Raw genomic sequence first — 22,770 nt, forward strand, 5'->3', positions numbered from 1 at the left:
GGTGGCGCGTGCTGTGAGACGGTGAGGCGCACCGTCGCCGAACCGTCGAGCGATTTCACGCGAGGGATGAGTGAGGGAACGTCGTGACCGAACGAATCGGCTGGGGAGGACGAGGAATCCCTTGTTTCCATGTGAGCAGAACGTGGGGCTGAACTGACTGTTCGATCGCTCCTGTACCCTGCTTCTTGTCGGGGTCTCCTCGGGCTATCGTTCCTCGAGAGTCAGTGGGTTCCGAAAAACGCGACCAGAACACGCTGTGATCTGGGTTGCCCGAAAACCGCTCCGAAATGTATCGGACGCCGAAGCCAGGACTCGAACAGGTGCGAGACGGTCGGCTTCACTTCGTTCGGCCGCGTGCGACTCGCGTGTTCGAGTCTGGCTCGTTTCGCGTTTACGAAACCCGAATTCACTCGGAGCTATCACTCCTCGTGAGTCCTTCGTTTCGTAAAAGCGCGACCGGACACTCCGTGATCCGGTCAGCCCGAGAATTTCTCCGAAATTTGTCGGACGCCAAAGCCAGGACTCGAACAGGTGCGAGACGGTCGGCCTCACTTCGTTCGGCCGCGTGCGACTCGCGTGCTCGAGTCTGGCTCGTTTCGCGTTTACGAAACCCGAATTCACTCGGAGCTATCGCTCCTCGTGAGTCCTTCGTTTCGTAAAAGCGCGACCAGAACGCTACGCGTTCTGGTTAGCCCGAAAATTTCTCCGAAATTTGTCGGACGCCAAAGCCAGGACTCGAACCTGGGACAACCTCGTTAACAGCGAGGTGCTCTACCATCTGAGCTACTTCGGCTCATCTTCAGATAACAGGGTGTATTTGATAGGGCTTTCGTTTTGCCGGCTCCGTGTTCGATACCCTTTCACGCACCGCTCGAGTACACCCTCCCAATGAGCGAGGAGGACGCTGCCGACGAGGGGCCAGACCCAGCCAGCGGTGACCCCACCGTCGAGTCGGTCACGGCCGACGTTCACGACCAAATCGACCCCGACGCGGACGAACGCGCTCGCCTCCGCGAGATCGCCGACCGGCTCGTCGAGCGAGCCGAAACGGCGGCGACCGACTGCTGTGAGGGGGTCGACGTTCTGCAGGTCGGCTCGACCGCTCGAAACACCTGGGTCAGCGGCGACCGCGACATCGACATCTTCGTTCGGTTCCCGCCCGACCTCGAGCGCGAGACGCTCGAGCGTTACGGGCTCAAAGTCGGCCACGAGACCCTGCCCGACGGCCACGAGGAGTACGCCGAGCACCCCTACGTCAAGGGCACCGTCGAGGGGTTCGACGTCGACGTCGTCCCCTGCTTTCGCCTCGAGTCGGCGACCGAGATTCGATCGGCCGTCGACCGGACGCCGTTTCACACGACGTACCTCCAGGCGCGACTCGACGACGAACTCGCCGACGACGTTCGGCTTACCAAGCAGTTCCTGAAGGGGATCGGTGCCTACGGCAGCGACCTCCGAACGCGGGGGTTCAGTGGCTACCTGACCGAACTGCTCGTCCTCGAGTACGGCGGCTTTCGGCCGTTACTCGAGGCCGCGGCGGCGTGGCACCCCCAAGTCGAACTCGACCCCGAAGGACACGGCCGGACGACCTTCACCGACCCGCTCGTCGTCATCGATCCGACCGATCCCGAGCGTAACGTCGCCGCCGTCTGCTCGCCGACGAACGTCGCTCGCTTCCAACACTACGCGCGGTCGTTCCTCGACGCGCCTCGAACCGACGTGTTCGAACCCGACGAGCCAGCGCCACTGACCGAATCCGACCTCCAAACACATCTCGAGCGTCGCGGCACGACTCCGGTCGCCATCCAAACCGATGCCCCCGACCTCGTCGACGATCAGCTCTATCCCCAGCTTCAGAAGTCACTCGACGGCGTTACGACGGGCCTCGACGATCGCGGCTTCGACGTCTTCCGTGCAACTGCAATCGCGGACGAAACCGCAGTCATCCTCGTCGAACTCGCGGTCAGCGAACGGCCGGCGATCGAACGCCACGACGGTCCACCAGTCCACGTCCGCTCACACGCCGACGGTTTCTACGAGGCGTACGTCGACGCACCCGACACCTACGGTCCCTACATCGACGGCGACCGCTACGTCACCGAACGACCCCGAGAGTTCACGACCGCCCGCGACTTCCTCGAGAGCGACCGCCTCTTCGACGTCGGCCTCGGCGCACACGTTCAGACGGCACTCGAGGACGAATACACGGTGCTCGCCGGCGAGGAACTCACGCGTCTCTGTGAAGAATTCGGTCGAGAACTGTCGGCGTACTTCGATCCGTCGCCCTAACCCCGCCGTCGCTACACGCCGCTCGCGATACTCGTTTATTCCCACCTCGTTTTATACCCCACTCGCACGATTCGTCCGCCTACTCACTCGCCCAGTTCGAGCTCTAACTCCAGTCCGTGGACGTCGATTACGTCCTCGAGCACCGATCGGGCCTTTTCGCCGCACGTCGAGTCGGGTTCGATCGGCTCGCGGCCGTCGAACGTTTCGTGAACGATCGAGATGCTGTCGGCGAGGACGTCCAGTCCGTAGCCGCCCTCGAGGATGAACGCGAACGCGGCGTCGGTGTCGTCGGCGAGCGTCCGGAGGCGGTCGGACAGCAGCGCGTAGGCTTCCGTCGAGAGGCGAACCCGAGAGATGGGGTCGTGGCGGTGGGCGTCGAACCCTGCACTGACGAGGAGGAGGTCGGGATCGTACGCCGTCAACGCGTGACGAACCGGCCCCTCGATCGCCGCGAGATACTCTCGGTCGCCCGTTCCCGCAGGCATCGGGACGTTCATCGTCGTTCCCGTGCCATCGCCCTCGCCGGTCTCGTCGATGTCGCCCGTTCCCGGATACAGCCCCTGTTCGTGAACCGAGACGAAGAAGACGTCCTCTCGGTCGTAGAAGATGTCCTGCGTGCCGTTGCCGTGGTGGACGTCCCAATCGACGATCGCGACTCGCTCCACGTCGTACTCGTCCGAATCGAGCGCGTGCTGGGCGGCGACCGCGACGTTGTTGACGAAGCAAAAGCCCATCGCGTCGTCGAACACGGCGTGATGACCCGGCGGTCGGCCGATCGAAAACGGCGTCTCACGGCCGGTTGCTCCCTCGAGTGCGGCTTCGACCGCCCAACAGGCGAGGCCGGAACTGTGACAGACTGCTTCCCACGTTTCTTCGACGGCAGTCGTATCCGGGTCCCAGTTGCCACCGCCGTCAGCACAGAACTCCTCGACGGACTCGAGATAGTCCCGGTCGTGGACGGCAGCCATGCGGTCGATATCACAGGGCTTTGCTTCGACGTACTCGACGCCGTGTTTTTTCTTCAGTCCTTCTCGAATCGCTCGTAGCCGGTCCGGCGTCTCCGGGTGGCGCGAACCGGGGTCGTGTGCGAGACAAGTCTCGCTGTAGCCGAATTGCATCTCACTCGAACAGCGAGAAGTACGTCTCGATGTCGTCTTCAGTGATCGTTCGTCGGTCGGCGTGGTGAGCGAGGATCGTGGCTGCTCGTGCCACGTTGTCCGCGTAGTCTTCGAGAATATCCGCGAGGGCGACGCGGGCGTCCATCGAAACGCGATACCGATCGTCGATGTCGATTCTGGCGATTCGGTCGACGGGAGCGACTGGCAACTCGAGGTCGGTCTTGTCGATGACCCGCTCGACGCCGAAATCCTCCGCCATCAGCGTCTTGCGCCCGTCACGGGTCGCGTGCTCGGCAGCGTCGATCGCGAGTTCGCTGCCGTGCTCTTGGATCCGCGTTGCAAGTTCCCTCGACGCGTCGGCACTCACCCGAAGTTCGCCCGCATTCCGCCGGATGATGGTATCAACCGGGGCGAACGGGAGTTCGACGTTCATATCATGATAGGCGAAGCAAACGCCCTTAACGCTTTTCCTCAGTGCTCGAGGAGGTTCCTCGGGACATCAGAACACGTCGTTTGCGTCGAGCGTTCCGTCTCGGACGACGCCTCTGGCGGTTATCTCCTCGCCGAGGCCCACGTCGGTGTCGGTCTCGACGCTCATCGTCGTCTCGCCGTCGTCGAGGACGACCGGACTTCCAGCCTGGACGACGACGCCGGTGAACTCGATTTCCTCACCCGCGTCCGGTTCGTCGCTCCCAGCGGAATCGTCACTCGAGCCATCGGTATCTGAACCCGCATCGGTCACATTGGCCCCCTCGGTGTCGTCGTCACCGGCGAACGACGACAGCCCTGCGTTCTCGTCTCGACCGTCGTCTTCGCTCTCTGCGGACGTCGTCTCCGAATCGGACTCGAGCACCGTGATCGTCGACTGCCAACCAGCGGAGGCCTCGAGATCGTCCTGCCAGCCGTCCTGAATCTCCACGTCGCCGAGGGCGACCTCGTCGCCCGGACCGATATCGATATCGGCCTTCTCGCCCCACATCGCCACGCGGATGTCGCCGGTCGCGTCCTGCACGCGAATGTTTCGAACCTGTCCTTCGGAGCCGTCGTCACGGTCGAAGGTTCGTTTTGGGTCGGCCGAGCGGACGACGCCGGCGATGTCCACCGTCTGGTCGATTTCGATCTCCTCGATTGGCGTACTCTCTGGAACGTACTCCACTTCTTCGTCGACTTCTTCGACCGCGCCGCGGTTGCCGACGTGGAGTTCGAGGTTCCCGTCCCGATCCTTGACGTAGCCGTCGACGACCTCGACGGTGGTACTGGGGTCGATCTCCGTCGCCGTCTCGGCCTGTTCGTCCCACAACGTCACGCGCACCCGCCCGGTCGAATCGCCGAGGACGAGATTCGAGACCTTCCCCTCGGAGCCGTCGTCGCGGTCGAACGTGCGAACGCTGCCGGTGTCGAGGACGATGCCGACGAGATTGACGTTCGAGAGGCCAAGCGAGAGCGCCTCGACGGTGTGGGTATCGGCGACTTGTACGTCACCGATTTCGGTGTCCGGATCGGGTTCGACATCGTCGACGCTGACCTCGACGCCGCTGTAGCCTTCCTTCGGTCGCCCCTTGATTCGAAGTACCTGTCCTTCCTCGAGTTCTCCGATGGCGGCCTCGGCGTGCTCGTCCCAGAACGCGGCTCGCACGGAGCCGGTCTCGTCCGCGACTTCGACGTTGACGACGCGACCGTCCTCGTCCTCGCCGTCGCGTTCGAACGTCCGAACCTCGCCGATGCTGATGACTTTGGCGACGAACTTCGCTTCCTCCATCCCGGGTTCGATGTCGGCGATGCCGCCGACCTCGCTCTCGCCGACTTCGTGAGCGACGAGCATCGCCGCCGTCTCCTCGTCCGCGAGTCCCCCCATCTGCTCGACTTTCGCCTCGACGGCCTCGCGAAACTCCTCGAGGGAGACGTCGGCCTCGAGGTCTTCGTACACGCCCTCGATGTCGCTCATTCTATGTTCGTGCATGAGTAGGCCGCGCATAAGCGTTGTTCATTCGTCGTATCGGGCCGCCACTACTGAGCGCGCTGACGTGGCTGTCAGCACCCGTCTGTCGAAACATCGGCCGCTCGAGTGAACTAACTGCGATCGGTCTCTCGAGTGACCTCGAGCGAGACTGCATACTATCGTTGGTCGCGTAATCGTATATAAACCTCAGCGCATACCAACTCCAAACGAAAGAAGGAGTCGTCAGAAGTACAGCGATTCGATTCGCTCCGCCGTTCGGAGTGCCAGCGCCTGTCCCGTGTTCGTCGGATTCGGACCACCGAGGCCGTTGGCCATGGCGCTGTGATCGCCGACGAAGAGTCGGTCGACGTCGTACGCCTCGCAGTTCTCGTCGACGACTTCGCCCATCCGCATCGAACTCTGTAAGTGGAGCAAGAGCGGCGGTGCGTCTGCCCGGTGAACGTGACTCGCGCCGGCGGATTGCAGGAGGTCCGCCGCGGTTTCTGCGAGTTGGTCCCGTTTCTCGTCGTCATCCGGATGTGGCTCCCACGTCACGTCGGCGACCGGGCCGTGCTCGTCGGCCGCATCCTCGTCGACGCTGACGCCGTTGTCTTCGCGCGGCAAATCGTCCGTGATAATTAGGATCGACAGCGACCGCCGATAGTCGGCCATCCGCGCTTTGAGGTCTTCGCCGGTGACCCAGCCGCGGCTATCCCACGGCGCGTCTGTATCCACGTCGATGTCGAACGCGTACCCCGCCTGACTGAACCCGTAGTTCTGGAAGCTCGCGATACCCGGCGTCCCGCCGACCATCTCGAAACAGCCGACACCCGGTTCGTCGTAGCGCGCGGCTGCGTTGTGGCCGACGAAGGGATCGATCGTTTGCTGGCCGGTGACCTCCTCGATCGTCTCCTCGTCGAAAACGCCGGTGACGAAGTCGAACCAGTGAGTCGTCAGTCCCGTCCCAACCGTCCCGTTATCCGGCAGGTCGGAGTTGAGCCACAGACGCGGCGTCTCGATACAGCCTGCTGCCATCACGACCACGTCGGCTTCGATCTCGCCGGTTTCGCCCGTCCACGTATCCCGGTACTCGACGCCGGTCGCCTCGGGGTCGCCAGCCCACCCCGCTGAATCGGTCGTGACGTTCGTGACGAACGTGTTGGGCCGAATCGTTACGTTGCCGGTCTCGAGCGCCCGCGGGACGTAACTCACGTTGCTCGATTTTCGAGACTTTTCCGAGACGGGGGCCTCGAGTGGCGTCGGCGCACCCTGGTAGTGGTCGCCCGCGAGGGTGTCACCCTCGACGTCTGGATAGGTGAACGGGCCGTCGTAGCCGTCGTCCTGTATGGTTTCGTCCGGCGGCGTGACCGCGTTCGGTTGTGGTCGGTAACCCGCGTCGACGACGTTCAACTGGTCGATCAACTCGATGCCGGCGTTTGCTGCCCCCTCGTAGAAGACCTCCTCTTTGGCCGTGGTCGGTGCCGGATGCACGTCGCAGATGTCCTCGTTTTGCTGGTAGTACGGCACCAACTCCTCGTAGTCGATCGGCCAGTGATCTTGCTCCTCGAAGGCGTAGGGATACGCTCGCGGGTGATTACCGAAGTAGTGCAGCGTCGTCCCGCCGACGCCCGCGATCTGGGAGATGTACATCGGGTCCGCTGTCGAGCGATCCCACTCCGGCCGGTCGCGATCCGCGGGACCGAATCGGAACCGCCCGCCGTTGGAGTCGTTCGTCGCGTTTTCGCGCAAATCGAACTGCTCGTCTAACAACTCGCCGCTCAGGTCGTTCGGATCGCTGCTCTCGGTCCCGCCCGCTGTTTCGTGTGGGTCCTCCCACTGTTCGTTGCCGTGCCACGGCCCCGCCTCGAGCACGAGCGTGTCGATACCGAGGTCGCCGAGTCGCCACGCGAGGGCCGGTCCGTCGCCGCCTGCGCCGATCACGATCACGTCTGGATGTTCTGTCATGAGTGTCGTGTCTGTTAGTAGTCGTTCTCCTGGAATTCGCTTACTTCGACGCCCCGGTACGCCGCGTATCCCGGCTCGAGCCCGGGGTAGTCCGTCTGCTGACGGCTCTGGACCTCGTCGATCGGTGTCTCGAGGTCGCGTTCCGTCGGCGGATCCGTCTTCGTCTCGCCGTAGCCGGCCCACTCGCTGTAGTAGCCCATCACCGCGAGAATTTGCAGCGTCATGACCACGTCCGGCATCGTTTCGGGCGCGGCGATGAGTTCGGACAGTTCGTCCTCGAGGATCTCGACCGGCTCGCCGCCGAACAGCCACTCGAGACAGCGCAGTCGATCTCGTGGGGAGAGCCGGACGAGCGCACCGCCACCGTCGAACGCCGAGCGCGCTTCGACGTCGTCTTCGGGCTCGCCGCGGGCCACGAACTCGAGTGCGACGAGGTCGAAAATTGCTGCAAATACTGGTGCGTAGGGGTAGGTCACCGACTCGCCGTCGACGGTCTCCTCGGTCGTCGTAATCGCGTACTCCACGTCGACCCTCCCTTCGTCGCCCGGTCGGTCGACGCCGATCTCGAGGCCGCGGAGCGAACCGAATACCGTGTCGACGTCCGTCAACCCGGCCCGTCGGACTCGATATCCCTCGATCGTCGAGTGATCGTCACGAACGTCCTCGAGAATTTCCTCGAGGTCGCTCTCCCCGACGTCGATACTCAATGCCGACGCGACGAGCCACGAGAGTCCCTCAGCCCGCAACTCCTCCGAATTGTTGTAGTTCCAGATGAGGAACTCCCCGAGATCGACGTCGAGTCCCCCTGGTTCGTGTTCGGACCCGAGTTCGTCGGCGAGACTCGGCGTTTCGGGCACGATTGCGTCGACGATCGACCGAAACGTATCCCGGGTGTGGGTGCTCGTCTCGAGGGTCGTCGGCCCGTCGCCAGCACCTGCCGTAACTGCCGGTAGCCCCGCCAGCGAGGCGATTCCGGTCCCGCCGATGCCGCCGAGCACCGTTCGACGGGACAGTCCATTACCGTGTTTGTCATTTGGTCCCATTCCACTTCCTCCGAGTACCCCAGGATACTAAATCTAATGGTATAATTAATTAAATTCTGTGACTGTGGCGGGGTACGATATATGTGGTGCCCGTTCGAGGCAGAGTGCACGCTTCGTTTCTCCGCGAGTCAGCCCAGAGTGAACCTCCGATACTGGCAGTTTCGAGTGCTCCCCAGGGGGTTTACGAACCCCCTCGAGAAACCCCGTTTGCGCGGCGTCTGTGCACGAGAGTGCCAGCCGGCGACCGGTCCCTTTCGAAAGGGCTTTAATGTGCACGCGGTTACGAAGAGATGAGTCCTGGTAGGGTAGTGGACTATCCTCTTGGCTTGCGGAGCCAGGGACCGGAGTTCAAATCTCCGTCAGGACGCTCACTTATCGCGAGTGCTTCACGTTGTTCAGCACTCGCTCTGCGTTCGGTCCTGACGTGCCTCACGCTCACTCCGTTCGCGTGAGACTCCGTCAGGACGTAACGGGCTACGCCCGTCCTGCAGTCTTGATGCTGGACTTCGCCCGGTGGAAGTCAAGCGAGCAAAGACAACGTGGATTGATATTGATAACGCAGGGCTACGAATTCCCAAAGAAGAGAGTTCAGAAAATGAGGGCCATTGGACTGTTGGACTACAGGACAGAACAGCAAAGGCTCTTGATCGATGGTTGGAAGAGCGGAAGCAGTACGACTTGTATGAAGGGACAGATTAGCTATGGCTCACACGCTTTGGGAACCCTTATCAGACAAGTTCTCTCCGGCAAGTGTTAGAAACACTGTTGAAATAGTGGAAATCTCAACCCAATTCGGTTCAGGTTCTATCACTTATCCATATTCCATTTTCATTAACAATGATTCAATTACTATCCTTCTATAAATAGACATCTATTGAATTATGTCAATTAGAGTGGGTTATCCCAGATAATACCCACATGGCGATAACACTTATAATTCTCAAAACTAATCATGAAAATGAAATACAATAATGGAAAGTGACTTCGTAAATCCATACTTCAAAAACTTCCTATCTGGGTCGGTTGCAATTTGGTTTCTCGGCTCTATTATTTCATTGGTTTTATTCTCAATTAATGTTATATTAGGATTTCTATCATCGATTATCGTTGGTTTGGGAATATCGTATTTCCTGTTCTTTACAATAGCAACTATGTGTGAAGATCTCATAGATAAGAAAGCTAATCATGATGAAATCGTAGGAAACCATGACGAGATACTCAGTGATAGCCGAGAGGATGAATTAGACAGTACGGAAGGAGCAGATAAGCCGGAAGTAGTAGGAGAATTGAACCACAGTGTTGTTGAAAACTCGAATATCATTAGTATACCTGACGAAGATGTCTCAATCTTTGAAGTCACGGATGAAGAACGGAGTGGGGAATTCATTCTACAAAACGGAAGTATAAGGGTCGCATCACCGATGTATCAGAGAAAGTTCGGTGAAGAATGGGTGGCAGAAGCGAAAGAATATTTGGCCTCTGAAATCTCAGATAAGAATAACGGTACATTCTGACTTACTATACCGCTTCCAGTTGGTAGCAGCTAATATGGTACGTTGGTCCCACTCCAATACAATGGGATTTATGTACCACTGCCCGATTTATGAACTGTCACGGACGAAAACAACCTGGTAAATAGTCAAATGCCTTTGATACGGCCATTTAGTGTGGTTGTATCCATAACGAGGCTCTTGGCTTGCGGAGCCAAGGACCGAAGTTCAAATCTCCGTCAGGACGCTCACTTATCGCGAGTGCTTCACGTTGTTCAGCACTCGCTCTGCGTTCGGTCCTGACGTGCCTCACGCTCACTTATCGCGAGTGCTTCACGTTGTTCAGCACTCGCTCTGCGTTCGGTCCTGACGTGCCTCACGCTCACTTATCGCGAGTGCTTCACGTTGTTCAGCACTCGCTCTGCGTTCGGTCCTGACGTGCCTCACGCTCACTTCGTTCGCGTGAGACTCCGTCAGGACGCTTTCAATTGAATACTTCGCTGTGTCCCATCTCGAGTGAGTAGCAGGTGCTTTCTCGAGTTCCCACCTCCACAAGCAACCGGAATGTGCCTGCAGGGAGCGGACCTGTCTGCGACACTGAGGTAGGCTCGACACTCCTGTCCAACCTATGAGAGACACTGACGGGAAGCAGACCACTGCGGGGAGAAATTCACACGAAACCGACGCCAACTCGAGTGGCGTGAGTCGACGGCGAGTCCTCCGAACGACGGCAGTGACGGCCGTCGCCGGGGCCGGAGTTGCCGGTGTGACGGGGACCGCTTCGGCGGGGGTCTTTTCGGGCTGTGACGACTGGCTCGAGGCTCCCGCGGAGTACCCCGAGATCGATCTGACGAGTTCGAATCCGACGGCGTCGAATCTCGAGGATGAGGACGACCTCGTCATTTACGTCCACGGCTGGCTCGGACTCGAGACCAGCACCGATCAGGCGTACACGCTCGAGGAGGCGTTCGCGGAGAACGACTACGACGTCCCCGTCGTCGCGGCGTCCTGGGAGGCGGACACGCTGAACTACTGGAGTGCCGAAAGCGAGTCCGAGACGGCCGGCCGGCGATTGGCGTCGTGGCTCGAGTCCGATCGGATCGACCTCGAGGACGGGACGGTTCGACTGGTCGGCCACTCCCTGGGCGGCCGAGTTTGCCTCGAGACGCTGGCGGCGCTCGGCGAGGAGGCGAGCGTCGACGACGTCGCGCTGGTCGGGGCTGCAGTCGACGACGATTCGGTCTGTACGGACGGCGAGTACGCCTACGGCATCGCCACCAGTGCCGACGCGGTGTCTAACTACCACTCCGAAAACGACGATAGCGTCTGCTACGGCTACGATATCCAGTCGCTCTCGAGCGGCCTGGGCTGTGGCGGTGCCGACTGCGAGGGTGGGCTGGTCACCGGAGACAGCGGCTCGACGCCGGAGAACTACACCGACGTCGACGTCACCGACGCGGTCGACGACCACTGTGACTACACGAAACCCGACGTCGGCTGTGTACCCGAACTCGTCGACGACTTCGAGTGAGCGAAGACAGACATCCGCGGCGATAGTAACGATCTCCGCCTCGCTCGAGTGACGCAAAGCGTCGTCACTCGAGGGTCAAAGGTAGGTGAGAGGAGTAAGCCCCCTTCTGTTCGTCCCGGCATTCGGCTGAGCGTCCGCGCCGTCCGCGGCGAGGCCGCGGGGCGTTCGGGCTACCACGGCACGGACTTGCACCGGTGAGGGTTCGCCGTTCCATCGATCCTCGACCGTCTGAGTGTGGTCGATCGCGTCGAACGCGATCCACGGGTTCGAACCGTGTAACGAAGCGACCACACGCGGTTCGCGGCTATGGCCGCGCACCTGTCGGCGACGCTCGCGTCAAAGACGCGCGAATCGCCCTTCCTCTGCGGGTCAACTCCCCTTCCTCTCGGTCGGGTTCGCACGCATCATCGGTCGGGTCGAGACGTGTCGTTTCTGTTCCAGAGCCAGCGGTCTCCCGCTCCGGATTTGCATCCGGTCACCTGCCCGAACAGGTGGGGGGACTTTCCTCGCGCGCGTTACGCGGCTCTACGAGCCGGGCAACGGTGTGTGCGGTATGCGACTCGAGGAGTCACATCACGTTGGACAACTGGATCGTTGCCGACCCAGTCGCCGCGGCAGCCAGGCTCTCTCTCCCACCGTTTGTAGGACCGTCGGCCGAATAAGTCCCTCGGTCGATTCGCCCGCAGTTCACCGGCGTCGAATGGAAGCGCTTTAGGAGCACAATTCCCATGTATATCTGTATGTCCCAGCGACAGGGCGTCGACCTCTCCTACGAAGACGGGGCGCGTGCAGTCGAACTCGCACGCGAGTCTGTCGAATCTTTCGTACAACACGGGCAACGAGAACAACCGGGCAGCATGCGCGAGGCGTTTTACGAACGAACTGGTGCGTTCGTTCGCCTCGAGTCCACACGCGGGCGGGGGAGCCTGCGCGGCTGTGCTGGTGGGTATCGTTCGGGCGAACAACTCGGCCACGTCATCGTCGACGCGGCGATCGAAGCCGCGAGCGAGGATTCCTGTGGCTCCGAAGTAACCCCCTCCGAACTACCGAATCTCACCGTTTCGGTCTGTGCCGTTCGAAACGTCGTCCTGACCGATGACCCGCTCGCAGACCTCGAACTCGGCACCCACGGCGTCGCCATCGACGGCGGGGAGGGCGGGTGGCTCTACCCGACCGTGCCGGTCGAAAACGGCTGGAGCGCACGCGAGTACCTCGATCGAACGTGTCGCAAAGCCAAACTCGCACCGAGTGCCTGGCAGGACGACGACGTCGTCGTCACGCTCTTCGAAGGTCAGGTCTTCCGCGAGCGAGACGCCGACGGCAGCATCGAGGAGCTCTAAGGCCGACTCGTTCGGCTTCGCGACGCACTCGAGTGCGGGCACCTTCGAAGACTTCGAATGACCACGCTGGTCTATTCCGCCCGCGGTCTCATTCGCACTCGCGAGTACCTCGTTTGTCGCCTCTCTAGTCGTTATCCCTCGTTGTCCCCCTTCACCCAGGTCGTCCGTTCGCCCTTTCGTCACGTTTATCGGAACCGACTGAGCGCGTTCTGACGTGAGCGACGGAACAGAACCCGACAGACCGAACACGTTCACTCGAGCGGTGCTGGCGACAGCGCTGAGCCCGTTTCGTCGCCAGACGTACGCCAATCTCTGTTACCTCCTGTTCGCGATTCCGCTGGGGGCGTTCTACATCACCTTCCTGATCGCAGGGTTGTCGATCGGACTCACACTCGCACTCTTCGTCGTCGGCGTTCCGATTTTGCTGTTCGTGTTGGGAACGAGCCACGTCTTCGCGATCGTCGAACGCGTGATCGCACGGCGACTCCTCGGCGTGCACATCGACTCGCCGAACTATCCGTTTCTCGAGGCGGACGACGAACTCGAGCGAATTCGCTCGCTCGTGTTCAATCTCGGCACGTACATGGCGATGTGCTTTCTCGCAACGAAGGCTGCAATCGGCCTCGTCTCGCTCGTCGTGGTGACGGCGGTACTCCTTCCAGCGATCGCCGTCGTGTTGACGCCGCTTTACTACGCGAGGCCGGACACGCTCGCAGGCTTCGACACCGGCGGCGAGGCGATCACGGTCGCGTCGGTAGAACTCCCCGTCCACGAGTTGCTCTTCGGCGTCGAGTTCGTCCGGTCGTTCGTAGAGTGGGGCGTAACGAGCCTTCCGCAGGCGCTCGTCGTCTCGAGTGTCGGGATCGTTTGCTTCCTCCTCGCGCTCTCGATGGTGAACCTGTTCGCGCGGCTGGTGGGTCAGTTTAGTCGCGTCTTCTTGGGGTCGTTCGGCCACTCGAGTCTCGACCGGTAGCGCGAGTTCGTTCGCTGGTCGCCCAGTATCTGCGCGAGACGAAGGAAAAACGACGCGCTCGCTCGAGTACCCCGGGGCCTTCAGCGCGTCTCGAGGACGTACCGACCGACGCCGACGACGAGGACGAGACAGAACACGATCATCGCGCCCTGAGAGACGGTCGCGACGACGGAGTCGACCGACTCGCCCGAGACGAGCGCGATGATATCGGGAACGGCCCGCGCTGAACCGACCGCGCCGAGAACCGCGAGGGCACCGATGCCGTAGAGTGCGCCTCGCTCTCGACTTTCGTCTCGTCCGATCGCTCCTAGTGCAGCGATGAGGACGCCGAAGAAAGTCGGAATGAGCGCCGTCACGCTGGCGAAATCCGTGAGCACGTACGCGCCGATACCGAGGACGACGAGCACAGCACCGACGATGGCTCCGAGCGTTGCCGTTCGTTCACCTACGTCAGACATACACGGTGGTTGGTACTCGTCGAATATGACTCTTCTCGTACACCTCTCGAACGCGACCGCGAGGTGCGCTCGCCGTCCAACTACACCGACTCGTCGACCTCGCCGAACCCGACTGTCTCGGCGGCCTCGAGACAGCGCTCGCTCGCCTCGTCGAGGTCGAACTCGCGAACGATTTCGCCGTCGCGGACGAGCGGTTCGAACAGCGACTCGCCGCCTTCGGGCCCCTCGCGCTCAGCCAGCGCGACGTGGTGGCCGCCCTCGGACGTTCGGTAGACGTCTTTCACGCCGGAGAGCTTGCCGCGCTTGGAAATCGGTTCGCCCTCGAGCGAGACGATGTCGAGGCTGAAATCGACCGAATCAGCGCCGGTAATGTGGCTGCCGACGCCGAAACCGTCGGCGACGTCTCGGAGGGGTCGAATCGTCTCGGGCTCGAGGCCGCCGCTACAGAAGATATCGACGTCGTCGTAGCCCCGTGCGTCGAGTTCCCAGCGAACCTCTCGGATAATGTGTTGGAAGTCGCCCCGACGCGAACTCGTCGTGTCGATTCGAACGCCGTCTAAGTCGTCGCCGAGGGTCTCCGCGGCGAGCAGACTCTCGCTCTTTTCGTCCCAGAAGGTGTCGGCCAGCGCGATTCGTGGCACGTCCTCGGAGACGGCTTCGTCGAACGCCTCCCAGGCGTCGGCCTGGTTGCCCTCGCCGAAGCAGAACATGAGCGCGTGGGGCATCGTTCCGCCCGCCTCACGGCCGAGCACGTCACCGGCGGCGACGTGGGAGAAGCCATCCAGACCGGCGAGTAACGCGGCGCGTTCGACCGACGCGGCGATGGCGGGGTGGACGTGGCGGGCACCGAAGGAGAGGACCTGCGAGTCGGGCGCTGCCCGTCGAACTTCGAGGGCGGCTGTCGCGAACCCGCTGGGTTGAGAGAGAAAGCCCAGCAGGGAGGTTTCGAGTTCGGCAAACTCGAGGTAGGGACCTTCGATTCGCATGACCGGGCCGCCGTCGAATAGCTCGCCGTCGGGGAGGGCGTCGATATCGACGTCGCGGCCCTCGAAGAGCGTGGCCACGTCCGCGACGCCGGTGAACACGTCGAAGGAACCGGTCGGGAACTGGTCTGCGGTCACTTCGGCGACGACGCGGGGGTTCTTCCCCGCGTGCTCGAGGGTCGTCCGGGTGCGCTCGAAGTAGGCGTCGGTCGCGGAGCCCTCGAGAATCGCCTCCGCTGAGATGGTTCCGAACGGTGTTGACATACCGACGACTTCCCGTGGGACACAAAAAAGCTACTCGTCTGGCGACGAACGCCGTCACTTCGAAGCGAGCACCGCGGAGTCGCTATCGTCGCAGTCGGGTCAGGAAGACGGCAACCGCGAGCGCGACGACGGCACTCGAGGCCGCGAAACCGGGAATCGAGTCGTTGTCCGCGTCAGTGGCTTCGCTCGCATCATCTGCGTCGTCTGCGTCACCGCTCTCCTCGTCGTCGGAGCCGGTGTCGTCGGTCCCAGCATCGCCGTCCGTCGGTTCGTCGGGGTCGTCGCTGACCTCGAGATCCTCGGCGACGACGCCGTCTTCGATGGCGTTCAGTTCGTCGACCGAGGGGCCGCGAACGATCGTCACGGACTCGCCGTCGACGTCGAGTGCGTACGCCCCCTCGTAGCCGTCGTCGATCGAGTAGACGCCCTCGCTCTCGTTGAGAGTCTGCGCGTCGTTGAGCTCGAGTAACTGAGTGTAACCGTCGACGAACTCCTCCGCGTCTTCCTCGGAGGTCCACTCGCTCTCCCAGACGTAGCCGGCGTCCTCGCTCGTGGATACGGCGTCGGTATCCGTGGCGTTCGAATCGACGTAGGTGACGAGTTCGTCACCGGCCCAACCGTCCGTGTAGGGCTGGTCGTAATCGACGCCCTGCAGATCGGCCGTGAGGAGGTCGGTTTCTTCGATCACGGACGACCGGAGGGGGTCCATCGCGTCGCCGCCGAGCATGGAGACCATCCCCGCCTCGCCGACCGTTTCGTTCGCGAGTCCGTCGTCCGTCTCGAATTGCTCCCACGAGTCGCTCGAGTCGTCGTCGACCGTGACGTCGCCCGATTCGCGGTCCTCGTCGGTGTGAATCACGTCCGAGGAACTCGCGGGCGCGTCGTCGTAGGCGTCGTCGACTGCAGACCAGTCGTCTCCCTCGAGCAGCGAATCGACGTACTCTGGCCCGGCTTCGTAGGGGTGCATGAGCAGCAGGTAGATGCCCCAGTTGAGGTCGCCAACTTGACCTTCCGGCGGTTGAGCGCTCGGTAGGCACTCCCACTCGGTGTCGCAGTGTTGGTCGTACGTTTGCTCGACGGTGACGGCGTCGCCCTCGATGAGACCGTTTTTGGCGGCGTCTTGGTCGATCGTCTCTCGATCGTAACTCGCTAGATCGAAGTGTTGATCCTGCAACGCGTGCAGGAGTTCGTGGCCGAGGATCACTTCGTCGACCTCGGGTTCGTCCGGACTGTCCGAAACGAGGACGATTTCGTTCGTCGCCGGATCGTAGTAGCCGCCGACGCTATCGCCGTACATCGCCTCGAACTCGTCTTCGGCGTCGGTTTCGCTGTCGACCATGAACAGCGCCTCGTAGGTGACGTTCTGTTGGAGTTCCTCGTCCTCACCCGTCTCGACGAACATCTCGTCGTGGTCCTCCTGGAACTCCTCGCGGGAGATCACGTCGACCGGAACCTCCTCCTCGAAGGTCAGTCCCCGGATCTCTTCGACGCGCGCCATCGAGCGGTAGATCACTTCCTCGAGGTCGCCTTCGTCGTCGACGACGGCGTCCTCACCGTCGTCCGCGTCGAGTTCGTCGTCGTACCAGTAGCCCTCGACGTAGCCGACCGTCTCCTCGGTCGACGGATCATCGGGGCGGTCGGTCGAATCGCCGCTCGCAAAGAGGGGGACTGCACCCGCGGCCGCCGCGATTCCGATTGCGAGCATCACAGCCACAACTGTCGCGACGAGAACCCGCGAACGCGTCACTTTCTCCATCATTTGGAAACGATGACACCGACTACGAACGGGCTTGTAAAAAGACCGCCGGTTGACGTGATCGAAACGGAGTCGTCCGCCTCGCCGCCGGAGACCGACTGCGTCGCGCCCACGAACGTTTTCATGCGTCCCTTCGTAGCACCTCCCATATGCACCTCGAGCCAGCGAACACGGCAGTGGTGGTCGTCGACATGCAAAACGGATTCTGTCACCCCGAGGGCTCGCTGTACGCGCCGGGCAGCGAGTCGGTGATCGAACCGATCGCGACGCTCGTCGATCGGGCCCGAGAGGCCGACACGCAGGTCATCTTCACGCGAGACGTTCACCCGCCCGAACAGTTCGAGGACACCCACTACTACGACGAGTTCGAGCAGTGGGGTGAGCACGTCCTCGAGGGATCGTGGGAGGCCGAGATCGTCGACGGACTCTCCGTCGAGGACGACGATTACGTCCTCGAGAAACACACCTACGACGCCTTCTACAACACCGAACTCGAGGGCTGGCTGAACGCTCGCGGGATCCACGATTTGGTCATCTGTGGCACCCTCGCGAACGTCTGCGTACTCCACACTGGCGGCAGCGCCGGCCTGCGTGACTTCCGACCGATCATGGTCGAAGACTGTATCGGGTCGATCGAAGACGACCACAAGGAGTACGCCCTCGAGCACGCCGACTGGCTCTTCGGTGAGGTCGTCGAAAGTGAGGATCTCGAGTTCGAGGGCGAGTAACGGTCGTCGCGGAGCGAATACGTCGTCGTGGTCTCCGTCGGCGGTCGACCGTCGACAGGGTTCTATTCGACCGTCGTCCAGATCGACGCCTCCGACGCGAAATGCGAGCGTTTTCAACGGCCCCGCCGAAACGATTCGATATGGACAGTTCCCGGCGTGCTCGGTTGGGTTGCCTCGAGCGTTCGGCCGCACTCCTCGGTTCACTCGGAGGTGCGCCAGCGTGAACAATCGCCGTTTGAAATCGATGTACATCATCGGCATTGTGTTGAACGCCGGCGCGTTGGTCTACGCGGTCACCGACGATTCGCCGCTGTTCGCCGTCACGTTCGGCCTCGTCATGGTCTACCTCGGCGTTCGCTACTGGATGGTCTCGAATCAGTAACGCTCGAGTCCCCAGCGGTGGGTCGGTGTCGCGATAGCCACCACTATACGAAGCGTGACCCAGTGCAGGTCATCGCGTATCAGGGACTCGTGCGTAGCCACCGCCGATGCTCGAGTCCTCAATCTACGTCGAGCTGGCTATCTACGGCTACTTCGCGCTCGTCGCGACGATTGGCTGGTACCTCCACGGTCGTCTCTGGCTCGCCTCGCGCTCGCAGTCTGGCACGCAACAACGGCCCGATGGTGCCGAGGACGACGGGTCGCGGTTGAACGGGTGACATGGGCTTATTTATACAGGGATTTGTAACGTGTATGGATGCTGCAAACCCTCCGAATTAAATTCCACAGCGTCAATCAACAACCCATTATATCGGAAATACTTAAGTGAACAAAAATAGCCGAAACAATTATTATGGTTGGCTAATATGTAATAAACGAAGATAATTAATAACAGAAATAAAGATAGTATAATGAATAGACGAAAGGTCCTTAGTGCTGTTGCGACTACTGGAATGCTCTCGGCCGTACCGGCTACTGCATCATCTAACGAAGATGGATTAATAGATAAAATCAAAACTGCAAACGAAGTCAGGAAAGAGACTGGCTCATTCAATGCATGGAAAGAATATCTTAAAGACAAGGGGCTTGTTGTGTCGAGTGATAGCAGTAAATTAGTGCATCCGAATGATGAAGAGGAGGTTGGTATTCAGCAAATTGATGAAGATGGAATAGATATGGAAATAAATCTTGTACAGCAATGTGATGAGGAACTTCATTATGTTGAAGTTGCTTGGGAGTATGATTGGGAATGGCTCAACATAGACGATTGTGAATCTCCTATCGGTCAGTTTGGTGAACCACCAAATGACTATATTGGATTTGAATTGGAATCATACACGCTTATGGATTCTAGTCCAACGCTTACAACGGACTCAAGCGAATATGTTGAAGTTGACACGAACGAAACTGAACCTCTTAGTGGTGTTTTATTTGAAGTCGCTGATCATAGTTGGACAGTTGACTATCAGGAAGATTGTATAAATGGCGACCCAATGCCAGATAATTTACATCATGCTGGTGTCTATCTTAACACAAATGATGATCATAATGACCAAAGTCATGAAATTGCTGCAGCCTACACCCATCACTGGAGAGATATAACTATTGAATCTGTTGACTTTGCATATCCTCCATCCAGCGGAATATCGGTTAGTAACGAATCTTATCAGATTGATTATCAAACAGAGGATGGTGGTGATGGTGACTTTTTGTTAGTGAACGCAGAAGATGATACAGAAGATGGTTGCCCATAGTATTAATCGATATCTCCACTAAGACATTCTCTACACCACAATGTGTGGGGGATTTGCCATAATGAACACTTGGCAGTGTCTAGTTAGCCCAGTTTGAGAAGCGAGCAGGCCGTAGAGTTACTTTGGCATGAAGCTCGCAGACCTGCTCAGCGAGTCCTACGCGGCGGAATTTGATGAAGCTTGGGAGCGTGAGCGGACGGCGAACACCCTGACGGGCGTCGCCGTCCGGCTCCACGCGACCGGTTGTTCGCTTCGAGAAACACAAGCAATTCTTCGCTTGATCGGCGTTGAACGCTCTCATCAAGCAATCTGGAACTGGGTACATCAGCTGGCTGACAGCGTACCAGACCCGCCGATGGCGAAGCCATCGCGGGTCGCGGTTGACGAGACCGCTGTCAAAATAAACGGCGAATGGTCTTGGCTGTACGCTGCAATAGACCTCGATACAAAGTTGATTCTCGATGCTCAGTTGTTCGGTCGCCACGGCACCGATCCGGCGGCTGCGTTCCTGCATAGACTCCGCGAGAAACATGATCTCTCCGAGGCGGTGTTTCTCGTCGATCAGTTTGGCTATCGGACTGCCCTTGCGCGGTTAGGATTGAACGGTCGGGTTGACTACATCGACCGAAACCTCATCGAAAAGTGGTTTCACACATTCAAAATGCGCGTCGACTGTTTCCATAACTCGTGGGTGGGCAGTCGGCGGAGCGCTCGCAAATGGATTGAACAATTCGTGCATTATTACAACCGCCAGAGACCGCATCAATCGCTTGATGGACGAACACCGGTTGAGGAGGTTCTAAACTAGACAGTGCCAACACTTCTATTTATCATATATTCTCAATTGATACCCAGAATCTCCGTTGCGGCAAAAGTGATACACTCGGCCGTCCGCAATTGTTTGATGCCACCTTGTCGCCTCACTCTTGAGTTCCCATCGTTGGTCCCCGTCACTTCGTGTGAGGCCGACAATCGTCGAAGGCGAACTGGCGACGATCGTTTCACCGACGATTGACGGGGAGAAGACTGCTGACCCTTGTAGTATGTTGTCGGTCTGCCAGTGAGTGCTCCCGTCTCCTGGATCGAGGGCGAGTACGCGGTTTCCATCAGAAACGACGACTTCGTCGTCGCCGACTGCTGGACCGATCGACCGGACGTTTTCTTCAGTCCATTCACTACGTCCACCGACTGCGTCCAGCGCGTACAACTCGTTGCCGGCACAAATATAGATCATACCGTGGTCTACCGCTGGCCCACCTTCTACGTCGGTTAGTTCGATACCCCACTGGTGAGCACCATTGTGATCGTACACTGTCAGTTCTCCCCCGCCGGAGACGTAGACTCGACCTTCGTCGACGGCCGGGGCAAAGTGTTCGGTGTGCGTATGATGCTGCCATGGATGTTCGATGGTAGATGCGTCGTCGCGCCACTCGCGATCACCTGTTTCGATGTCAACCGCAATGACTCCCGTCGCTGTGCGCATGTAGGCGATTCCATTTTTTGCCGTCGGTGTGAGTGCGGGTCCGTCCTCGAGAGGATACGACCACAGCGTCTCTCCGTCGGACATCGAGAGCGCGACAAGGCCTGCGTCTGTGTCTGGTTCGATTCCAGACTCGTTGCTGACTGTAACGAGAACGAGGTCGTCGACAATTGTTGCAGCGCCGTCAGGAAATGCGTGCTCGAGTTCTCGCTGCCAGGTAACGTCTAGCCAGTCGTGTCCGTCAGGTTCGAAACACGTGACGAGACAACCATCGTCGTCGCTTTCTCCCGGTGCTACCAAAATAACCGCTTCATCGTCGACGACCGGTGCTCGAGCGTTTGAGCCGTTGATTCCCACCTCGTCTGCCGGATATGTAGTCTGCGGATCGGGTTGTAGCTCATCCAGCCGCCCATTAGGTATGGTGCGGGTATTTTCCGGCGTAGCGTTCACGGACGGCCACGAGAACGTTCTCGTACCGCTCGAGTCGGGTGAGGTCCCACCTCTATCGAGAACAGTGCATCCTGCGAGGGTCGTTGGAAGGAGCGAAAGGAGAGCCCGCCTTGTAGTCATAGTTCACATCGAACATGATGGTTAATAAACCTTATTCTCGTTTACCGGAAAATTCGGTAGGCTCCCTGCCCGGTCGCGACTTCCTTCGTCTCACCGTCGGGGGTCGTGCTCTCGACGGTGATCTCGCTGACGCCGACGCTGCCGCCGACGCGGATCACGTCGGCCGTCGCCGAGAGGTCGCCCGTCGCGGGCCGCAGGTAGTTGACGTTCAGGTTGATCGTCGCGACGCTGATGTCGAAGGGTTCGTCCACCTTCGTCCGAAGGACGAGCCCGCCAGCCGTGTCGATCAGGGTCGCCGCGACGCCGCCGTGGAGGTCCGCCCGCTCGGTTTCCGGCGCGTTGGGGCGGGTGTTGCTCAGCTTCTCGTCGTAGGGAATCTCGAGCGTCATCGTGCCCTCGCCGACGTGTTCGACGGTCGTGCCGATCCACGAGAGAAACTCCTGATGTTCGTCGATGAAATACTGCAGTAACTCGCCGACGTCGTCGAACTCCGCCAGCATCGTCTGCACGTCTTCGGTCATAGCTGCTGGTCGCGGTCCGACGCTCTTTACGGCTCCGCTTCCGAACTTTCCCGTTGTCGATCGTTCATCGAGGCCCAGATTCATCCCGCTCGAGCGCGTGGCACGCCCATGCCCGATCCGACCGACGACAGCGCGGGTGACGGCGACGCGACCGATCAGGGGGGCGACGACGGCCCCGAGTACGACATCGACTTTCGCGAGGAACCCGAGCGATACGAGATCGGTCGCGGCGAGGAAGGCGTCTTCAAAGTCGAACCCTACAAGAGCGAACTCCTGCCGCATTGGTCCTACGCCGACGAGGCCGCCGCTCGAGAGTCCGCGGAGGCGATATACGAACGGTACGAACGCTACCGAGCGAACGACGACTTCCCGGGAATGGACATGGCTCGGAAGTACCTCCAGATGGGGTACACGCGAGCGATGCGGTACGCGAAGTACCCCGGCGGGAAGAAGTACGACGAGAGCGACGGCGGGGAACGCGAGCCACAGCAGTGGGCCGACCCCGACAAGCGGGCTGGGGCCCTCGTCTTCGAATCCTACTGGGAACGCGTTCGCGAGGACGAGCGCTACCAGCGAGCGAAAGACGAACACCGGAACCCGTGACCGGCGGTCGCTCCTCGAGTTTCCC

General features: G+C 60.2%; 22 protein-coding genes, 2 tRNA genes and 1 other RNA gene. 12 read left to right on the top strand and 13 right to left on the bottom strand.

The genetic code is table 11. The features are described 5' to 3' along the window. Positions 1-720 precede the first annotated feature (720 nt). Positions 721-793: transfer RNA gene (locus BB347_RS15445), tRNA-Asn, on the bottom strand. 95 nt (positions 794-888) lie between these two features. Here BB347_RS15445 and cca point away from each other — a divergent pair. After that, positions 889-2,289 carry a CCA tRNA nucleotidyltransferase gene (gene cca / locus BB347_RS15450; RefSeq protein WP_076582559.1) on the top strand — a complete coding sequence of 467 codons (1,401 nt, stop codon included), beginning with the start codon at positions 889-891 and terminating at the stop codon, positions 2,287-2,289. An 83-nt stretch (positions 2,290-2,372) separates the two neighbouring features. Here cca and BB347_RS15455 read toward each other — a convergent pair whose 3' ends face one another. The 5 genes from BB347_RS15455 to BB347_RS15475 form a co-directional block, all read right to left on the bottom strand. Beyond that, positions 2,373-3,407 (bottom strand): histone deacetylase family protein, encoded by a 1,035-nt coding sequence (locus tag BB347_RS15455; RefSeq protein ID WP_076582557.1) that lies wholly within the window; start codon positions 3,405-3,407, stop codon positions 2,373-2,375. A 1-nt stretch (position 3,408) separates the two neighbouring features. Beyond that, on the bottom strand, positions 3,409-3,840 hold the full coding sequence (locus BB347_RS15460) for a histone family protein (RefSeq protein WP_076582555.1): 432 nt from the start codon (positions 3,838-3,840) through the stop codon (positions 3,409-3,411). A gap of 66 nt (positions 3,841-3,906) precedes the next feature. After that, the gene (locus BB347_RS15465; protein WP_076582553.1) at positions 3,907-5,352 is read right to left on the bottom strand and encodes a single-stranded DNA binding protein; all 1,446 of its coding nucleotides are present in this window, start codon (positions 5,350-5,352) and stop codon (positions 3,907-3,909) included. A gap of 237 nt (positions 5,353-5,589) precedes the next feature. Then, entirely contained in the window at positions 5,590-7,311 is a 1,722-nt protein-coding gene (locus BB347_RS15470; RefSeq protein ID WP_076582551.1) for a GMC oxidoreductase, read from the bottom strand. A gap of 14 nt (positions 7,312-7,325) precedes the next feature. Further along, positions 7,326-8,354 (bottom strand): hypothetical protein, encoded by a 1,029-nt coding sequence (locus tag BB347_RS15475; RefSeq protein ID WP_139327031.1) that lies wholly within the window; start codon positions 8,352-8,354, stop codon positions 7,326-7,328. A gap of 294 nt (positions 8,355-8,648) precedes the next feature. Between BB347_RS15475 and BB347_RS15480 the strand changes: the two genes are divergently transcribed. The 3 genes from BB347_RS15480 to BB347_RS15495 all read left to right on the top strand — a co-directional run bounded on the left by BB347_RS15480 (position 8,649) and on the right by BB347_RS15495 (position 11,375). Beyond that, positions 8,649-8,721 (top strand) — tRNA-Arg (locus tag BB347_RS15480). 604 nt (positions 8,722-9,325) lie between these two features. Further along, positions 9,326-9,868, top strand: coding sequence for a hypothetical protein (locus BB347_RS15490; protein WP_139327030.1), 543 nt, complete (start codon positions 9,326-9,328; stop codon positions 9,866-9,868). Positions 9,869-10,472: 604 nt separating this feature from the next. Continuing rightward, positions 10,473-11,375 (top strand): esterase/lipase family protein, encoded by a 903-nt coding sequence (locus tag BB347_RS15495; protein WP_083687705.1) that lies wholly within the window; start codon positions 10,473-10,475, stop codon positions 11,373-11,375. 83 nt (positions 11,376-11,458) lie between these two features. Here the strand turns inward: BB347_RS15495 and rnpB are convergent. Beyond that, positions 11,459-11,909, bottom strand: an RNA gene (rnpB, locus tag BB347_RS15500) — RNase P RNA component. 206 nt (positions 11,910-12,115) lie between these two features. Between rnpB and BB347_RS15505 the strand changes: the two genes are divergently transcribed. Next, positions 12,116-12,715 carry a TIGR00296 family protein gene (locus BB347_RS15505; RefSeq protein ID WP_076580259.1) on the top strand — a complete coding sequence of 200 codons (600 nt, stop codon included), beginning with the start codon at positions 12,116-12,118 and terminating at the stop codon, positions 12,713-12,715. A gap of 214 nt (positions 12,716-12,929) precedes the next feature. Next, complete coding sequence (locus BB347_RS15510; protein ID WP_076580082.1) at positions 12,930-13,688, top strand: sensor domain-containing protein; 759 nt, start codon at positions 12,930-12,932, stop codon at positions 13,686-13,688. Between the two features lie 80 nt (positions 13,689-13,768). Here the strand turns inward: BB347_RS15510 and BB347_RS15515 are convergent, their stop codons facing one another. The 4 genes from BB347_RS15515 to BB347_RS19830 all read right to left on the bottom strand — a co-directional run bounded on the left by BB347_RS15515 (position 13,769) and on the right by BB347_RS19830 (position 17,274). After that, positions 13,769-14,146 carry a hypothetical protein gene (locus tag BB347_RS15515; protein WP_076580079.1) on the bottom strand — a complete coding sequence of 126 codons (378 nt, stop codon included), beginning with the start codon at positions 14,144-14,146 and terminating at the stop codon, positions 13,769-13,771. A gap of 80 nt (positions 14,147-14,226) precedes the next feature. Continuing rightward, positions 14,227-15,393, bottom strand: coding sequence for a nicotinate phosphoribosyltransferase (locus BB347_RS15520; protein ID WP_076580076.1), 1,167 nt, complete (start codon positions 15,391-15,393; stop codon positions 14,227-14,229). Between the two features lie 82 nt (positions 15,394-15,475). Continuing rightward, positions 15,476-17,098, bottom strand: coding sequence for an Hvo_1808 family surface protein (locus tag BB347_RS15525; protein ID WP_236995961.1), 1,623 nt, complete (start codon positions 17,096-17,098; stop codon positions 15,476-15,478). 50 nt (positions 17,099-17,148) lie between these two features. Continuing rightward, positions 17,149-17,274 (bottom strand): hypothetical protein, encoded by a 126-nt coding sequence (locus BB347_RS19830; protein WP_257787620.1) that lies wholly within the window; start codon positions 17,272-17,274, stop codon positions 17,149-17,151. 24 nt (positions 17,275-17,298) lie between these two features. Here BB347_RS19830 and BB347_RS15530 point away from each other — a divergent pair, with 24 nt between their 5' ends. The 5 genes from BB347_RS15530 (at position 17,299) to BB347_RS15535 (ending at position 20,379) form a co-directional block, all read left to right on the top strand. Further along, on the top strand, positions 17,299-17,877 hold the full coding sequence (locus BB347_RS15530; RefSeq protein ID WP_076580072.1) for a cysteine hydrolase family protein: 579 nt from the start codon (positions 17,299-17,301) through the stop codon (positions 17,875-17,877). Between the two features lie 220 nt (positions 17,878-18,097). After that, the gene (locus tag BB347_RS19420; protein WP_168170967.1) at positions 18,098-18,259 is read left to right on the top strand and encodes a hypothetical protein; all 162 of its coding nucleotides are present in this window, start codon (positions 18,098-18,100) and stop codon (positions 18,257-18,259) included. Positions 18,260-18,365: 106 nt separating this feature from the next. Continuing rightward, on the top strand, positions 18,366-18,536 hold the full coding sequence (locus tag BB347_RS19425) for a hypothetical protein (RefSeq protein WP_168170968.1): 171 nt from the start codon (positions 18,366-18,368) through the stop codon (positions 18,534-18,536). Positions 18,537-18,728: 192 nt separating this feature from the next. Then, complete coding sequence (locus tag BB347_RS19045) at positions 18,729-19,571, top strand: hypothetical protein (protein WP_139326974.1); 843 nt, start codon at positions 18,729-18,731, stop codon at positions 19,569-19,571. Positions 19,572-19,698: 127 nt separating this feature from the next. After that, the gene (locus tag BB347_RS15535) at positions 19,699-20,379 is read left to right on the top strand and encodes an IS6 family transposase (RefSeq protein WP_076580070.1); all 681 of its coding nucleotides are present in this window, start codon (positions 19,699-19,701) and stop codon (positions 20,377-20,379) included. A 15-nt stretch (positions 20,380-20,394) separates the two neighbouring features. On the opposite strand, the gene BB347_RS15540 is transcribed toward BB347_RS15535, so the two are convergent. Continuing rightward, a complete protein-coding gene (locus tag BB347_RS15540) occupies positions 20,395-21,501 on the bottom strand; it encodes a PQQ-binding-like beta-propeller repeat protein (RefSeq protein WP_168170969.1) in 1,107 nt (368 codons plus the stop codon). A gap of 161 nt (positions 21,502-21,662) precedes the next feature. Next, positions 21,663-22,142 carry a PaaI family thioesterase gene (locus BB347_RS15545; protein WP_076580257.1) on the bottom strand — a complete coding sequence of 160 codons (480 nt, stop codon included), beginning with the start codon at positions 22,140-22,142 and terminating at the stop codon, positions 21,663-21,665. Positions 22,143-22,250: 108 nt separating this feature from the next. On the opposite strand from BB347_RS15545, the gene BB347_RS15550 reads away from it, so the two are divergent. Next, the gene (locus tag BB347_RS15550) at positions 22,251-22,745 is read left to right on the top strand and encodes a DUF4385 domain-containing protein (RefSeq protein ID WP_076580066.1); all 495 of its coding nucleotides are present in this window, start codon (positions 22,251-22,253) and stop codon (positions 22,743-22,745) included. Positions 22,746-22,770: the final 25 nt, after the last annotated feature.

It is taken from the genome of Natronorubrum daqingense (genome assembly GCF_001971705.1).
GTDB classification, from domain to species: domain Archaea; phylum Halobacteriota; class Halobacteria; order Halobacteriales; family Natrialbaceae; genus Natronorubrum; species Natronorubrum daqingense.